The sequence below is a fragment of the Streptomyces sp. NBC_00459 genome, from assembly GCF_036013955.1.
Classification (GTDB): domain Bacteria; phylum Actinomycetota; class Actinomycetes; order Streptomycetales; family Streptomycetaceae; genus Streptomyces.
In genome coordinates, this window is record NZ_CP107903.1 from 3148608 (window position 1) to 3163718 (window position 15111).

Annotated in this window: 13 protein-coding genes and 2 tRNA genes; 3 read left to right on the plus strand and 12 right to left on the minus strand. The window is 69.8% G+C overall.

Going from position 1 to position 15111, the window contains the following annotated elements; translation table 11 throughout:
• Window positions 1–7: 7 nt before the first annotated feature.
• Both OHN74_RS13700 and leuS read right to left on the minus strand, forming a co-directional pair.
• The gene (locus OHN74_RS13700) at window positions 8–781 is read right to left on the minus strand and encodes a hypothetical protein (protein WP_327694851.1); all 774 of its coding nucleotides are present in this window, start codon (window positions 779–781) and stop codon (window positions 8–10) included.
• Between the two features lie 204 nt (window positions 782–985).
• Window positions 986–3865: a leucine--tRNA ligase gene (gene leuS, locus OHN74_RS13705; protein ID WP_327694852.1), complete on the minus strand. Its 2880-nt coding sequence runs from the start codon at window positions 3863–3865 to the stop codon at window positions 986–988.
• A 489-nt stretch (window positions 3866–4354) separates the two neighbouring features.
• On the opposite strand from leuS, the gene OHN74_RS13710 reads away from it, so the two are divergent.
• Window positions 4355–5653: a ferric reductase-like transmembrane domain-containing protein gene (locus tag OHN74_RS13710; RefSeq protein WP_327694853.1), complete on the plus strand. Its 1299-nt coding sequence runs from the start codon at window positions 4355–4357 to the stop codon at window positions 5651–5653.
• Window positions 5650–7269: an NADH-ubiquinone oxidoreductase-F iron-sulfur binding region domain-containing protein gene (locus tag OHN74_RS13715; RefSeq protein WP_327694854.1), complete on the plus strand. Its 1620-nt coding sequence runs from the start codon at window positions 5650–5652 to the stop codon at window positions 7267–7269. The genes OHN74_RS13710 and OHN74_RS13715 overlap by 4 nt, the downstream gene beginning before the upstream one ends.
• A 149-nt stretch (window positions 7270–7418) precedes the next feature.
• On the opposite strand, the gene OHN74_RS13720 is transcribed toward OHN74_RS13715, so the two are convergent.
• The 9 genes from OHN74_RS13720 to OHN74_RS13765 all read right to left on the minus strand — a co-directional run bounded on the left by OHN74_RS13720 (window position 7419) and on the right by OHN74_RS13765 (window position 12693).
• Window positions 7419–7491: transfer RNA gene (locus tag OHN74_RS13720), tRNA-Ala, on the minus strand.
• Window positions 7492–7589: 98 nt separating this feature from the next.
• Window positions 7590–7823, minus strand: coding sequence for a hypothetical protein (locus OHN74_RS13725; protein ID WP_044472114.1), 234 nt, complete (start codon window positions 7821–7823; stop codon window positions 7590–7592).
• A 465-nt stretch (window positions 7824–8288) separates the two neighbouring features.
• Window positions 8289–8361 (minus strand) — tRNA-Ala (locus OHN74_RS13735).
• A gap of 107 nt (window positions 8362–8468) precedes the next feature.
• Window positions 8469–9143, minus strand: coding sequence for a histidine phosphatase family protein (locus tag OHN74_RS13740; protein ID WP_327694855.1), 675 nt, complete (start codon window positions 9141–9143; stop codon window positions 8469–8471).
• On the minus strand, window positions 9140–9583 hold the full coding sequence (rsfS, locus tag OHN74_RS13745) for a ribosome silencing factor (RefSeq protein ID WP_327694856.1): 444 nt from the start codon (window positions 9581–9583) through the stop codon (window positions 9140–9142). The genes OHN74_RS13740 and rsfS overlap by 4 nt, the downstream gene beginning before the upstream one ends.
• Before the next feature lie 139 nt (window positions 9584–9722).
• Window positions 9723–11447: an LCP family protein gene (locus OHN74_RS13750; protein ID WP_327694857.1), complete on the minus strand. Its 1725-nt coding sequence runs from the start codon at window positions 11445–11447 to the stop codon at window positions 9723–9725.
• Window positions 11448–11463: 16 nt separating this feature from the next.
• Window positions 11464–12168 (minus strand): nicotinate-nucleotide adenylyltransferase, encoded by a 705-nt coding sequence (gene nadD / locus OHN74_RS13755; RefSeq protein WP_327694858.1) that lies wholly within the window; start codon window positions 12166–12168, stop codon window positions 11464–11466.
• A 66-nt stretch (window positions 12169–12234) separates the two neighbouring features.
• Window positions 12235–12399 (minus strand): hypothetical protein, encoded by a 165-nt coding sequence (locus OHN74_RS13760; RefSeq protein WP_198655517.1) that lies wholly within the window; start codon window positions 12397–12399, stop codon window positions 12235–12237.
• A 132-nt stretch (window positions 12400–12531) separates the two neighbouring features.
• Window positions 12532–12693: a hypothetical protein gene (locus OHN74_RS13765; RefSeq protein ID WP_203688916.1), complete on the minus strand. Its 162-nt coding sequence runs from the start codon at window positions 12691–12693 to the stop codon at window positions 12532–12534.
• A 101-nt stretch (window positions 12694–12794) separates the two neighbouring features.
• Between OHN74_RS13765 and OHN74_RS13770 the strand changes: the two genes are divergently transcribed.
• On the plus strand, window positions 12795–13913 hold the full coding sequence (locus tag OHN74_RS13770) for a M48 family metallopeptidase (RefSeq protein ID WP_327694859.1): 1119 nt from the start codon (window positions 12795–12797) through the stop codon (window positions 13911–13913).
• Window positions 13914–14013: 100 nt separating this feature from the next.
• Here the strand turns inward: OHN74_RS13770 and OHN74_RS13775 are convergent, their stop codons facing one another.
• On the minus strand, window positions 14014–15084 hold the full coding sequence (locus OHN74_RS13775) for an SCO2583 family membrane protein (protein WP_327694860.1): 1071 nt from the start codon (window positions 15082–15084) through the stop codon (window positions 14014–14016).
• Window positions 15085–15111: the final 27 nt, after the last annotated feature.

A 15111-nucleotide genomic window follows, 5' to 3' on the forward strand; every position in this document is an offset into this window, starting at 1 on the left:
CGCCGGATCAAGTCGTGCTCTCGGGACGGGGTTTCTTCTGCCAGGGGTAGACGGGCTGCTGGACCGGCGGCGTGATGGCCGGCCGGGTCTGTTCGGCGGCCCGGCGCGCGTCGGGGTTGTCCGGCCAGGTCTGCTGCGCCGCGGCGCCGTCGGCGACCGGGGCCTCGGGCCACGGCGGCGGAGCGGGCGTGGCAGTGGGAGTCGGCTCGGGTGTCGTCGCCGCAGGTGAGGGCTCCACCGTCGTCCAGTGCCGCAGGGCGCCCGCCTCGACGTCTATCTGAGTCCTCAGGGCGTCCAGGTCGTCGTCCGCGAAACGGGTCGCCCGGTCCCGGGCCGCCCAGCGAAGCGAGTCGGCCGCGTGCGTGATCTGGTCGGTGCGCTCGCGCAGGGCGGGCAGTCGCGCGACGAGCGTCGCCCGGTCGGGCTCGGACTCCAGGCGCTTCAGTTCGGCGTCCAGCTCGTGGCCGTGCGCGCTGAGCCGCTCGAAGAGGCCGAGGGACTCCTTGAGGGACTCGTCCTCGCCCACGCCCGCGTGCAGCGCGTCCTGCGTGGCACGCATCGACGTACGAAGCTTGAGTCTGAGCTGGGCCAGCTCGCTGGCCGGGCCCGGCTGGGCGTAGGTCTTGGCGCGCAGCGTGGTGTCCTCGACCGTGCGGCGGGCCTGCGAGATCGTCCGGTCGACGCCTCTCTTGGCGGCGCCGACGACCTTCACGGTCGCGTACACGCCCAGCACCACGAACAGCAGGAAGAGCAGGGCGACAACTGCGACAGCGGCTTCCACGACGCTCCTCCTCCTACCGGTCGCGGCCTTCGAGCCGCTCTTCAACGGTAAACGCAAAGGGCAGGCCCGGAGTTCCAGAAGAACCCCGAACCTGCCCGTAGGGGACTACCCCGAGCAGCCCGGCGGACCGCCCACGCCCACACCTGCTACGACACCCGTGCCGGCGCCAGTGCCTGTGCCCGCACCGGCGTCCGTGAGCCGGCCCTAGGCCGTGACGATGTTGACCAGCTTCGGCGCCCGCACGATCACCTTGCGGATCCCCGCGCCGGCCAGCGCCTCCACCACCTTGTCGTCACCCAGTGCCACCTTCTCCAGCTCGTCGTCGGAGATCGACGGCGAGACCTCCAGGCGGGCCTTGACCTTGCCCTTGATCTGCACGACGCAGGTCACGCTCTCGTCCACGACGTACGCGGGGTCGGCGACCGGGAAGTCCTGGTGGACGACCGAGTCGGAGTGGCCCAGCCTGCGCCACAGCTCCTCGGCGATGTGCGGGGCCAGCGGCGCGACCAGCAGTACCAGGGCCTCGGCGACCGGGCGCGCGACCGGACCGCCCGCCTTGGTCAGGTAGTTGTTCAGCTCGGTGACCTTGGCGATGGCGGTGTTGAACCGCAGGCCCTCCAGGTCCTGGCGGACGCCGTCGATCGCCTTGTGCAGGGCACGCAGTGCCGCCTCGTCGGCCTCGGTGTCGACGACGGTGACCTCGCCGCTGTCCTCGTCGACGACGTTGCGCCACAGCCGCTGCAGCAGCCGGTACTGGCCCACCACCGCGCGCGTGTCCCACGGCCGCGACACGTCCAGGGGGCCCATCGCCATCTCGTACAGGCGCAGCGTGTCCGCCCCGTACTCGGCGCAGATCTCGTCCGGAGTGACCGCGTTCTTCAGGGACTTGCCCATCTTGCCCAGCAGCCGGGAGACCTTCTCGCCCTGGTAGAAGTAGGCGCCGTCGCGCTCCTCCACCTCGGCGGCCGGGACGGCGATGCCGCGGCTGTCGCGGTACACGAAGGCCTGGATCATGCCCTGGTTGAACAGCCGGTGGAACGGCTCGACCGAGGAGACGTGCCCCAGGTCGAACAGGACCTTGGACCAGAAGCGCGCGTACAGCAGGTGCAGTACTGCGTGCTCGGCGCCGCCGACGTACAGGTCGACACCCCCGTGGGGCTGTCCCTCGCGGGGGCCCATCCAGTACTGCTCGATAGCCGGGTCGACCAGCTTCTCGCTGTTGTGCGGGTCCAGGTAGCGCAGCTCGTACCAGCAGGAACCGGCCCAGTTGGGCATGGTGTTGGTCTCGCGGCGGTACTTCTGCGGGCCGCGCCCGTCGCCCAGGTCCAGGGTCACGTTGACCCAGTCCGCGTTGCGGGACAGCGGGGTCTCCGGGGACGTGTCCGCGTCGTCCGCGTCGAAGGTGCGCGGCGAGTAGTCCTCGACCTCGGGCAGCTCCAGGGGCAGCATCGACTCGGGCAGCGAGTGGGCGACACCGTCCTCGTCGTAGACGATCGGGAAGGGCTCGCCCCAGTAGCGCTGGCGGCTGAACAGCCAGTCGCGCAGCCGGAAGTTGACGGTGCCGCGGCCGATGCCCTTGTGCTCCAGCCACTCGGTGATGCGCGCCTTGGCGTCGACGACGGCCAGCCCGTCCAGCGAGATGTCGCCGTTGGCCGAGTTGATGATCTTCGCGTCGTACGCCCCGAAGGCGTTGTCCCATGTCGAGGTGTCGGTGCCGCGCCCGTCGGTCGGCTCGACGATGCAGTGGATCGGCAGTTCGAAGGCGCGCGCGAACTCGAAGTCGCGCTGGTCGCCGCAGGGGACGGCCATGATCGCGCCGGTGCCGTAGCCCATCAGGACGTAGTCGGCGATGAAGACGGGGATCCGCTCGCCGTTGGCGGGGTTGGTCGCGTACGAGCCGATGAAGACACCGGTCTTGTCCTTGGCCTCGGCCTGCCGCTCGACGTCCGACTTCGAGGCGGCCTGGGCGCGGTAGGCGGCGACAGCCTCGGCGGGTGTGGCGTGGCCGCCCGTCCAGACGTCGTGGGTGCCCTCGGGCCAGGCGGCCGGGACCAGCTTCTCGACCAGCGGGTGTTCGGGCGCCAGGACCATGTAACTGGCGCCGAACAGGGTGTCCGGGCGGGTGGTGAAGACCGTGATGGCCTCACCGTCCACGGGGAAGTCGACGCGGGCGCCCTCGGAGCGGCCGATCCAGTTGCGCTGCTGCAGCTTGATGGCCTCGGGCCAGTCCAGCGCGTCCAGGTCGTTCAGCAGCCGGTCGGCGTAGGCGGTGATGCGCATGTTCCACTGGCGCAGCTTGGCCTTGAAGACGGGGAAGTTGCCGCGCTCGGAACGGCCGTCCGCGGTGACCTCCTCGTTCGCCAGTACGGTGCCCAGTCCCGGACACCAGTTGACGGGCGCCTCGGAGGCGTACGCCAGGCGGTACTCGCTCAGCACGTCGGCGCGCTCGATGGCGGTCAGTTCGTTCCACGCGCGCGCGTGGTCACCCGGTACGGCGCGCTCACCGCTCTCGAACCGGGCGATCAGGTCGGCGATGGGTCGGGCCGCGTCCGCCTCCTCGTCGTACCAGGAGTTGAAGATCTGCAGGAAGATCCACTGGGTCCACTTGTAGTAGTCCGGGTCGATCGTGGCGAAGGACCGGCGCTTGTCGTGGCCCAGGCCCAGCCGGCGCAGCTGGACCTTCATGTTCTCGATGTTGGCCTCGGTGGACACCCGGGGGTGCGTGCCGGTCTGCACCGCGTACTGCTCGGCGGGCAGGCCGAAGGCGTCGAAGCCCAGGGTGTGCAGGACGTTGTGGCCGGTCATGCGCTGGAAACGCGCGAACACGTCGGTCGCGATGTAGCCCAGCGGGTGGCCGACGTGCAGCCCCGCACCGGACGGGTACGGGAACATGTCCATGATGAACTTCTTGGGCCTGGCGGCCAGCTCGGGGTCGCCCGCCAGGTCACCGCTCGGGTTGGGGGCGGCGTACGTGCCCTCGGCGTCCCAGAAGTCCTGCCAGCGTGCCTCGATGTCGGCCGCCATGGCAGCCGTGTAGCGGTGCGGCGCTGCGACCTCGGCGGCAGCGTGGTTCGTCTCGCTCATGGTCCTCAAAGCTCCATCGATCGTCTCTGCCAGCGGCTGGAAATGAAAAATCCCCTCGCACAGGAGGGGACGCCGCGCCGATGCCGACCACGATTCGTCAGTGGTCGGGACTGATCAGCGCGGCTCACTAAGCAGAAGGCGTACGGCACGCATGGCGTCAGGGTACCGCAGCCGTCGAGCGGACCGCGACGGAGTTCCGCCGCTCGCGGCACCGCGTGCCACACCCGGGAAGAGTCCCGGAAGTCCCCACAGGACCCCCACACGACACACTCACGGCCCCCTCGGACCTCAGGGGGAAACGTGAATCGCCACACAGCAAAACCTGAACCAGGTTCAAAAATTACTTCGCGTAACAACCCCTATGGGACATCACAACGGCCTCACAGCCCTTTGGTAACAACGCAATAACTCAAACCTCGTACTCCTCGGTATGTCTCGACTTAGAGTTCGACGCGGGACCGCCTTCCCGAACCACTCGGAGTTGCCCCCATGAACCCTCGTAGTAACAGTTCGCTTCCCGGGACCGGCCGTTCGGCCTCCGGGATGGCGACCGCTGCCATGCTGCTGCTCATCCCCGTGGTCGTGCTGGTCGGAGGTGACGCGGTCCAGGACTTCCTCAACTTCGGCGCCGGCGTGCTGTCACTGGTCGCCCTCTCCTGCTCCGTGATCTGGGGCCTGGTCGCGACCGACCGGGTCTTCCTGAACACCCGTCAGCGGCTGATCGCACAGGCCGTGCACCGGACGACCGCCGTCTCCTCGGTCGCCTTCCTGCTGCTGCACGTCTCGGTCAAGCTGGCCCTCGACCACGTCACACTGATCGCCGCGCTGATCCCCTTCAGCCTCGGCGTCAGCGGCACCTCAGGTCTCATCGGCATGGGCTCCATGGCCGGCCTGCTCATGATCTTCACGGCCGTCACCGGCGCGCTGCGCAGCCGGTTCGCCTCCCCGGCTCCGGTCGCCGCGCGCTGGCGGGCGATGCACATGCTGGCCTACCCGGCCTGGTGCTTCGCGCTGATCCACGGCCTGTACGCGGGCCGCCAGGCGAAGCCCGTCTTCACGATCATGTACGGCCTGTGCCTGGCCGCGGTCATCGCGGCCCTGGCGCTGCGCTCGGCGCCCCGCCCCTTCAAGCGCAGGGTGGCCGCCCAGATCATGGCGATCCTGGGCTCCCAGGAGCGACCGGGTCGCGAGGGCCTGGACGCGAGCCGGGCACGCCTCGGGGAGTCCACCCTGCCGGGCTACGAGAACCAGTCCGCGGGCAGGCCCGCGCGCGGGGACTCCGGGATCCCCCCGCAGCGCAGCGCGCCCTCCGCGTCGCCGCTCTACGACGTTCCGGCCAGCCGCACCATGACCCCCGAACCCGCGCAGGACGGGTTCGCGGCGGCCTACCGTGCCGTGACACCGCCGCGCACGCAGGACTCGTACATGGACCAGACCGCGCGCATGGACATCCAGTCCACCGAGGCGATGCCGCGGATGGACGGCAGCACGTCGGGCAGCTGGCCGATCCCGTCCCCGCCGCCCGTGGGCGAGGCGCCCGTGTCGGCGTACGACCCGATGGCCGACACCGGATACAACATCCCGACCTATGGCAATCCGGGCACCGCCGCGTACGGCACGAGTGATATGTACAACACCGGTGAGTCGAATGCCGCCTATGGCACGTACAACGCGAACGACACGTACAACAGCGGTCCCGCCACTGATACAAACCCCGGTGCGCCCTACGACTTCGACGCACCGGGCTCGGGCGAACCTTGGAACGCGCCTTCCGGAGGCTTTAAGTGAACGAGGCTCTGCCCGACGTACCCGAAGTCCGCGTGGTCGGGCTTCCCCAGCTCACGTCGGGTTTCGACCTTGTCGAACGACTGGACCTGCCCATGCACCTCAAGGTGCATGGACCGCTCGAACCGATGGGCGGCGAGCAGCTCGCGCAGCTCGCCGAACGTATTTCACTGAAGGGCCGCGGCGGCGCGGGCTTCCCTTTCCACAAGAAGCTGCGGTCGGTCGCCGAGACGGCGATCCGCCGCGGTGTGCGGCCGGTCGTCGTCGTCAACGCGAGCGAGGACGAGCCCGCCTGCCGCAAGGACACGGTGCTCGTCAACCGTGCCCCGCACCTCATCCTGGACGGCGCTCTGCTGTGCGCGGAGGCCATGGGCGCCCGCACCCTCGTCATCGGGGTGACACGTGAATCCACCCAGCGTTCCATGGAGGCGGCTCTCGCCGAGCGTGGCCTCAACAACGGCCGCCGATCGGCCCTCCGCGCGCGCGTGCAGCGCAATCCGATCCGGATGGTCACCGGCGCCGCGGCCTCACTGATCCGTTCCATCGACGGCGGCCCGGCGATCCCGCCCGGCCGCAAGATCAGCGCCTCACAGAGCGGCGTCGGCGGCGCACCCACCCTGCTGTCCAACGCCGAGACATACGCCCAACTGGCGATCGCCGCCCGCATCGGGGCCGAGCGCTACTGCAACACCGGCCTGTACGACGAGCCGGGCACCGTCATGCTCACGGTCTCCGGCGCTGTCGCCCGCCCCATGGTGATCGAGGTGCCGACGGGTGTGCCGCTGCGGTACGTCCTGCAGCTGGCCGGCGCCCCGCCGGTCCCGCAGGGTGTGCTGACCGGCGGCTACCACGGCAAGTGGATCGACGCGGCGACGGTCAACGAGGCGATCGTCTCCCGCAACTCCCTGGACGCGGTGGGCGGCGCACTCGGCGCCGGCGCGATCCTGCCGATCAGCCAGGACACCTGCCCGCTGGGCGAGTCGCTGCGCGTGGCCCAGTGGCTGGCCGAGGAGAGCGCCGGTCAGTGCGGCCCCTGCTACCTCGGTCTGCCCGCCGCGGCGCGCGGTATGGCGGACATCCTCAACGGCGGCGGGCCGGCCGCCCTCGAAGCCGTCAAGCAGGTCGCCAAGTCCGTGAAACGGCGCGGCGCGTGCTCGCACCCGGACGGCTCGGCGATGTTCCTGGAATCGACCATCAAGGCGTTCACGGACGACCTCGCCGCCCACGTCCTCGGAAACGGCTGCGGAAGGCCCGTAGAAGGCGTTCTGCCGCTCTTCGAGGGCGGCCAGACGCCCACGGGCATCCCGGGCGGCCAGGGGGAGGAGGAGAGCGGCCCCAGCCGCCAGAAGATCTACGTCGACTGGACCCTCTGCCGCGGTCACGGCCTGTGCGCCGACATCCTCCCGGAGGTCTTCGAACTGGGCGCCGACGGCTTCCCGACCGTCGCGCAGGCGAAGGTGCCCCGGTACGCGGAGGCGAAAGCACTGCGCGCGGTGCGCCGCTGCCCGGCGCTGGCGCTGCGCCTAGAGGAGGACACCAAGGCATCGGCCCCCGACCGCCTGCCGGTCCTGTCCCAGCGCGGCGGCCGGGGCCGCCGCGCCCTCGGCAGCGGTCGCTGAGACACGCGAGAACGACCACGGCGGGCCACTCGGATCGATCGAGTGGCCCGCCGTCCGCGTTCCCCGTACGTGTGTCCTCCGCAGGCGGCTTCCCTCGCACAACGTCGAAGGCGGGCCATCCTGTTCGGATGACCCGCCTTCGACTTCTGTGGAGCTAAGGAGAATTGAACTCCTGACCTCCTGCATGCCATGCAGGCGCTCTACCAACTGAGCTATAGCCCCGCGCGTTCCACCGGGTTTCCCCGGCGGCGACGCCAACATTACCGGTCCCCCGGTGCAGCACCAAATCGTTTCCGTCCGCCCCAGCAGGGGTACCGGGGTCAGGCCGTGACGAACGAGTAGAACCGTTTGAGAGTGCAGTGCTCTTCGAGGAGCCGACCGTAGATCGGCTCGCCCTCCAGCTCACGATAGGTCTCGATCGGGTCGCCTTTTATGATCAGCGCCCGCGCGCATTCCTCGCACCAGTACTGGTAGTCATGGTTCACCGGCTCCATGTCACGGACAATGGGCGTACCACTGCCGCACCAGTCGCATTTCCTCCTGTGTGCACCCATCGATCAGCTCCAGCTGTGGCCGCAGGCCGTGCACACGTAGGAAACGCCACCGTTGTCACCGAGCACCTGGGCGACATGGCCGGAACCGCAGGAAGGGCAGCTGAGACGGGTTCTCCTGCCCCGTATGACTGCCGCTTCAGGGAGGTGACCGACCTCCCTGAGGATGCTCGCAGGCATCGCAACTCCCTCCCGTCGGGCCGCGCCCCCTTCCGGCCGTTTGATTCTGCCACGGACGGACCAATACGGTCAGCGACGCCTTCGTACCAGTCCGGACACGGCACCCACCGCAGCCGTCGCGGCCAGCGCAAACATGCATGTAAGAAGAGCTTCCGCAGAGGTATACGCCTCCGGGGCCCCAAGTGACTCAAGCCGGTCCAGGAAGAGTCTGCCGAAGTGGCGGGTGAACGACCAGAGCCCCGCTCCCGGAGGGGAGCGAGGCTCTCGTCACACGATGTTCTTGACCTGTGGAGCTAAGGAGAATTGAACTCCTGACCTCCTGCATGCCATGCAGGCGCTCTACCAACTGAGCTATAGCCCCTCGCGTTCCGCCCGGACCCGCGGGGCGAACAAGAAGAACTTTAGCCTGCGACCAGCCGGAAAGTGAAATCCGGGTCCCGGTCCCTGACGGGGTGCGGGGAGGGGCGCTCAGTCGTCGTCGCCGAGGACCGGTTCGGGCAGTGTGCCGGCGTTGTGCTCGAGGAGGCGCCAGCCGCGGGCGCCCTCACCGAGGACGGACCAGCAGCAGTTGGAGAGACCGCCGAGGCTCTCCCAGTGGTGGGACTCCAGGCCGAGCAGGCGCCCGATGGTGGTCCGGATGGTGCCGCCGTGGCTGACCACCACGAGGGTGCCGTCCTCGGGGAGTTTCTCGGCGTGCCGCAGCACCACGGGGGCTGCGCGGTCGGCGACCTCGGTCTCCAGTTCGCCGCCACCGCGGCGGACCGGCTCACCGCGCTTCCACGCGGCGTACTCGTCGCCGTGGCGGGCGATGATCTCCTCGTGCGTCAGCCCTTGCCAGACGCCCGCGTACGTCTCGCGCAGGCCCTCGTCGTGCGCCACCGTGAGGCCGGTGAGCTCGGCGAGTTCGCGTGCTGTGTGCGCCGCGCGCTGGAGGTCCGAGGCGACGATCGCGTCGGGCTTCAGGGAGGCGAGCAGCCGGGCGGCGCGGCGGGCCTGCCCGATGCCGGTCTCGGTGAGTTCGACGTCCGTGGTGCCCTGGAAGCGGCGCTCCACGTTCCACGCCGTCTGGCCGTGGCGCCACAGGATGAGGCGACGGCCCGGGCCCGGCTTGCGTCGGGCCCCGGCGGGCGCGGGGGCGGTCACCGGAGGCCTCCGAAGTCGGCGGTGTCCTCCTCGGCCCGAAGCTTGGCGTGCTCGGCGGCCTTGCCGCGGGTGGCCTTGGCGTCGGCGGGCAGCTCCAGCTCGGGGCAGTCCTTCCAGAGCCGCTCCAGGGCGTAGAAGACGCGCTCCTCGCTGTGCTGGACGTGGACGACGATGTCGACGTAGTCGAGAAGCACCCAGCGGGCCTCCCGGTCGCCCTCGCGGCGGACCGGCTTGGTGCCGAGCTCCTTGCTGAGCCGCTCCTCGATCTCGTCGACGATCGACTTGACCTGGCGGTCGTTGGGTGCGGAAGCCAGCAGGAAGGCGTCCGTGATCGACAGCACGTCGCTGACGTCGTAGGCGATGATGTCGTGCGCGAGCTTGTCGGCAGCCGCCTGCGCGGCGGCGGAGATGAGCTCGATGGAACGGTCAGTGGCGGTCACTACAAGGCTTTCGGTCGGCGGTCGGGAACCCGTGCGGGTTACCCAAGGGTCTCACGGACCGCCGACACCACCCCACGTCATTACCGGATCACACCCCGGGCACCCGCTCCGGGCCCGGGGTGTGCGCTCCGTAGCGCCGTCAGGACGCCGGCTCGTAGTCCTGGCCGAGGACCACGGACACGTCGGCGTTCGAGGAGACCGTGCCCTTCTTCACCGAACTCGTGGGCAGGCCCAGCGTCTTGGCGGCCTCGGTGGCGTTCTCCTTGTCGGCCGCGTCGGCATAGGTGACCTGGGACGTGGCGCGGGCGGTGTCGGCCGTACCGGCCTCCAGGAAGGTGAAGCCGCCGTTGAGGAGGACGACGCGGGCCTTCTCGGTGTCGCCCTTGTCGCCGCTGGCGTTCTGTACGGAGACACGGACCGCGGCGCCCTTGTCGGGGCTCTTGGCGGTGCCGCCGAGGACGGTCCTGACGATCGAGGAGCTGGCCTCGGTGCTCAGGGTGCCGTCGCCCCGGACGGGCAGCAGCGCGGTTTTGTAGTCGCCGCCCTTGGCGAGGTCGGCGAGCCGGGCGAGGAAGCTGCCGAGGTCCTTGTCGGTCAGCGAGGGGTCGAGGATCTGGGCCAGCGTCTGCACGGTGACCGTCGCGGCCTGGCTGTCGGAGGACAGCTTGCGCAGCACTCCCTGCATGACCTGCCCGAACCGCTCCAGCTGGGCGTCCTGGGCCTCGCCCGGGGCGAGATAGGTGGCGTAGGCCACGGCCATCTTGCCGCTGAGGGTCTGGGCCTCGCCCTTCTTCACCAGGGGCGCCGTGCCCTTCTTCCTGGCGTCCGGGTCGGGTACGTCGGCGTTGGTGTCGATGTCGATGTTGCCGACCAGCTCGACGAGGTTCTGCAGGTAGGGGGTGTCGAGCCGCCAGGTGCCCTCGATGTCGGTGCCGAGGACGGTGTCGAGCGCGTCGCGTGTCCCGGAGGAGCCGTCGTCGTCGACGGACTTGGCGAGCGTGGTCGTGGTGCCGTCGTCGTCGGTCAGGGCGAGGGAGTTGGGCAGCAGGACGGTGGTGCCCTGCTTGGTGGTGGCGTTGTCGACGAGCAGGACCGTGGAGGTGCCGCCCTTCTTGGTGTTGTGCAGGTGGACGACGACGACGTCCCGTTTCTGGGCCCCCGAGGCGGTCGCACCGCCCGTCCTGGTGTCCGCGGAGGACGTCCCGGGCAGCTTCCCCGCGTACCAGAGATAGCCGACCCCGCCCACCGCCACCAGGGCGAGGACGACGGCCAGGGCGACGACACGACCGCGGGCGCGGCGCTTGGCCTCCTCGCGGCGCTCGGTGCGGTTCTCGGTGAAGTTCAGCCAGTCGATGACGTCCTCGGAGTCACCGGTGGGCTCCTCGACGAAGGCGAACTGCTGGGTGCTGTAGTCGCGTTCGCCCTCGCCCTGCGAGCCCTCCTGGGCCTGCGCGACGTCGCCCTCGACGGGGCCGCCCTGCTGCGGGACGTATGCGGTCTGTTCGGCCTGCGCGGTCCGTGCCGCCGGCACCGGGGGCGCAGACTGCTCGGCGACCAGGGGCTGCTGCCCACTGCTCGCCGCCTGCCCGTAGGGGTCGTAGCCGGTGGCCGGGTTCCCGGCGCCGTACGGGTCGTACGACGGGACGGGCTGTTGCTGCCCGGTCGCGTACGGGTCGTAGCCGTATCCCTCGTACCCCTGCGTCTGGGGGGTCGGCTGCGCGTAGGGGTCGTACGGCTGCTGTTGTTGCTGGTACTGCTGCTGTGGCGGCGGCACCTGCTGGTACACAGGCCGGCCGTAGTCGTCGTAGCCGACGAGCTCGTACTGCTGGTCGCCGTCGTACCCGGAGTCGTATGGGTCGTTCACCGGTGCCCCTCTCGGCTCACTCGCCGCGGTACAGCTCGCGCTTGTCGATGTAGCGCACCACACCGTCCGGCACCAGATACCAGACCGGGTCGCCCTTGGCGACCCTCGCACGGCAGTCTGTGGACGAGATGGCCAGGGCGGGAACCTCGACGAGCGAGACACCACCCTCAGGGAGTCCCGGGTCGGTCAGGGTGTGGCCGGGCCGGGTGACCCCGATGAAGTGCGCGAAGGAGAACAGTTCGTCCGCGTCGCGCCAGGTGAGGATCTGGCCGAGCGCGTCGGCGCCCGTGATGAAGAACAGGTCCGTGTCGGGGTTGAGCGCGCGCAGGTCGCGCAGGGTGTCCGTCGTGTACGTCGGGCCACCGCGGTCGAGGTCGATGCGGCTGACCGAGAACTGGGGGTTCTCGGCGGTCGCGATGACCGTCATCAGGTAGCGGTCCTCGGCCGGCGACACCTTGCGGTCCGTCTTCTGCCACGGCTGTCCGGTCGGTACGAACACCACCTCGTCGAGGTGGAACTGCGCGGCGACCTCGCTGGCCGCCACGAGGTGTCCGTGGTGGATCGGATCGAATGTTCCGCCCATGACGCCGAGTCGGCGCTTGCCCGGGTTCGACGGGCCGTTGCCGGGCACGCGCCGGAGTCCCGGACGGTTCTCCGCGTCGCGCGCCGGACGGTCGCCGGCGCTGTTCGCCGGACCGGTAGGCATGTCCTGCTCTCCCATGCGGCAGACCCTACCGGCCCGACCTGAGGGCACCGGCCACAGCCTCCGGCCCCTTCGGGACCGGAATCAGCGGTCGCGGTTGAAGCGGGTGGTGATCCACAGCAGGAGCATCAGGATGAAGAAGGCGCCGCCACCTGTGAGGTAGGGGCTGAGGCTCTCGTGGTTGCCGCCGTGCTCCTCGCCCTCGGCTGCGAGGGTGACCAACTGGGCTGCGGTGCTGTGGAAGCTCATCTTCGGCAGGACCTATCCGGTGAGGGCGGGATAAAGACGTCGGCTCATCGTAAGCGTGCCCGTCGACGGGGATCACGCCGACTCCGCCGACAAGTCCGCGGGGAGGCGGGCAGGGGGAACTTCCGGCCCGTCTCAGTCGTCCTTCTGCCTGTACCCCCGCAGCAGGAACCACGCGGTCAGGATGCAGCCGAAGAACATGACGATCAGCACGACCCGGAGCAGATCGCCGGATCCCTGTTTCTCGGCGGCGCTCGCGGCCTCGTTGATCCAGTCGGTTACGGGGGTGTGGTCCATCGGATCGCTCCTTACGGTGTGCTGCCCCGCCACGGTATCTCCGCCTAGGCTGGGCCCCGCTCCGGGGGGCACATAGGGCAATCAGACGCATGGGGGAACACATGTCCGACGACAGCCATGAGAGCAACGGGCACGGACCGGAAGGCGGTCCGGACGCCCACGAGAACGTGCCCAGCAGACAGCGCACCCGCTTCCCGGGGATCTCCTCGCGGACCTACGAGCACCCGGCCGACCGCTCCGCGCTGGTCGCCCTGCGCAAGCTCAGCGGGTTCGACACCGTCTTCAAGGCGCTCAGTGGACTCCTTCCCGAGCGCAGCCTGCGGCTGCTGTTCCTGTCCGACTCGGTGCGCGTCTCGGACCAGCAGTTCACCCACCTCAACGCCATGCTGCGCGACGCCTGCGACATCCTGGACCTGGAGAAGGTCCCGCCGATGTACGTCAACCAGGACCCGCAGCCCAACGCGATGTGCATCGGTCTGGACGAGCCGATCATCGTCGTCACCACCGGCCTCGTCGAACTGCTCGACGAGGAGGAGATGCGGGCCGTCGTCGGGCACGAGGTCGGACATGCCCTCTCGGGCCACTCCGTCTACCGGACCATCCTGCTCTTCCTGACCAACCTGGCCCTCCGCGTCGCCTGGATCCCGCTGGGCAACATCGCGATCATGGCGATCGTCACCGGCCTGCGGGAGTGGTTCCGCAAGTCGGAGCTGTCCGCCGACCGCGCGGGTCTGCTCGTCGGCCAGGACCTCAAGGCCTCGATGCGCGGTCTGATGAAGATCGCCGGCGGCAACCACCTGCACGAGATGAACGTGGACGCGTTCCTCGCCCAGGCCGAGGAGTACGAGGCGGGGGGCGACCTGCGCGACTCCGTGCTGAAGATCCTCAACGTCCTCCCGCGCACCCACCCCTTCACCACCGTGCGCGCCGCCGAGCTGAAGAAGTGGGCGGAGTCCCGCGACTTCCAGCGGATCATGGACGGCCACTACCCGCGCCGCACGGAGGACAAGGACACCTCGGTCACCGGCTCCTTCCGCGAGTCGGCGGCGAGCTACGCGAGCAACGTCAAGAACTCCAAGGACCCGCTGATGAAGCTGGTCTCCGACATCGCGGGCGGCGCGGGCGACCTGGGCGGCCGGGTACGTAGGGGCTTCGGCGGCTCCTCGAACCCGACACCACCGCAGGACACCCCGCCGAACAACACATCTCCGGACGCCTGACCCGACCCGGGGCGCGGGGCTGTTGTCGATCTGCGGCTCCGCCGCGCGGGCGCGACCGGCCCCCGCCGGGCCCGCACCCGACAAACGACCGCCGCCACCCTCACACCTTCGGCTGCGCCCCGGCCGCCAGCGTCCCGCACAACGCCGTGGCACTGCCCGTCGCAAAGGGGTCCGTCCCGGCGGGGCCGCCCGTCTTCGCGGTCTGGCCGGCCAGCAGCGGCCTCAGGTAGCCGACGGAGTCCTCCGCGCAGGACAGCGGTCCGGCCTGGACGTAGGAGACGACCAGGCGGGCCTGGTGCATCCGCAGGTCGTCGCGGTCGAAGCTGAAGTGCAGCTCGCGCCGGACGGTGAACAGGGACGCCTTCGCCCGCTCCCCGGCGCCGGTCGGCCGCAGCGCGTACACGAAGGTGTGGTCAGCGACGACCTCCAGGGTCGCCGAGTCGGTCTCGGTGGCCCGCAGCGTGCCCCGTACCCTGATCTTGTCGTCGGCCAGCTGGGCGCGGGCGGGGTCGAAGCGCACCAGCCATCCGGTGGGCGCGTGCCTGCCGTCGGCGGCCGGGCGGTCGAAGCTCGCGTCGAACTGGTCGAGTTGGTCCGGATCGAGCATCACCCGCACGGCCCTGACCTCGCTGCCGGCGAGCACCGCCGGATAGAGCGAGGACTCCACTATGTAGTCCTTGGCGGCGGTCAGGGCGCTGACGACCTGACTGTCCGAGAAGTGCGCGGTGCGCCGCGTGGCGGGCAGCGCGATGCCCTCGGCACCTATGGAGAACTGGGCCGCCGGACTGTGCGCGAACAGTTGTTCGGGGTCGATCGCGCCGGGCACGGCGCCCTGTGGCGCGAGCGGGATCACGGTCATCCGCAGCGGCTCGGGGGTCAGCTCGGCGACCGGGCTCTCGTAGGGATTCCGTACGCCCATGTAGATCACGGTGCCGAAGGCGAGAGCGATCAGCAGGACGAGGATCAGCGCCTGCCTGGACAGCCCCCGGTGCAGGGGCTGGCGACGGCGTACGGCGGGCGCGTGGTCGTCCAGGCGCTCCTGGGCGGAGAACTCCTGGAGCCGGGCAGCGCGGACGAACGACTCGTCGAAGACGACGGATCGGTACTCGTCCTCGCCGCCACCAGGGGTGGCCTCGGGTGTCCCCTCAGGTGGGTCTCCTGGTCCGCCCATACCTTCAGAGTAGGTCTCCGGAAGGCT